This window comes from Stenotrophomonas sp. GW821-FHT01H02A, from assembly GCF_059422145.1.
Map to the genome: position 1 here is coordinate 1 of NZ_JBWKWI010000033.1, position 562 is coordinate 562.

Annotated in this window: 1 protein-coding gene; it reads left to right on the top strand. The window is 59.1% G+C overall.

What is annotated here, in order from left to right:
* On the top strand, positions 1-562 hold a 562-nt coding region (locus tag AC07WC_RS17775; RefSeq protein WP_495211175.1), incomplete at both ends, for a DUF1120 domain-containing protein.

Genomic DNA, 562 nt, shown 5'->3' on the forward strand with positions numbered 1-562 from the left:
GCATGTATATGAATCGCTTCACCAATCTGTTGATCGGCGGCGCCCTCCTCGCTCTCTCGCCCGCCGTCCTGGCGCAGGCCAGCACCGATCTGGCCATCAGCGGCCGCATTTCGCCCGATGCTTGCATCGCCACCATGACTGGCGCCGGCTCCTTCGATCTCGGTTCCATCACCTCTGTTAGCCTGAATGAGGATGCGCAGACCAATTTCAATGGCACTCCTCAGCAACTTGCCATCACCTGTCCTGCTGCAACCTTCCTGGCGCTGAGGCTGAATGATGCCCGAGCAGACAGCGCCTCAGCGACTCTGGGAGCCCATGTGGGGCTTGGGAGGACCGGGGCTGGCGAGGCCATTGGCTACGGTCAGTACAATATTGCTAACGTCACCGTTGATGGCGCTGCCGCTGGCATTACCTTCAGCTCAGATGCGGGCGCTACGTGGGGACGGACTTTCGCCAGCCTGAATCCATATATCAACGTTAATCGCTTGAATAGCTTTGCTGATCCTGCGGATTACACCGCCATCCTTCCCATTACGACCTTGGCCGCACGTGTGTGGCCAGT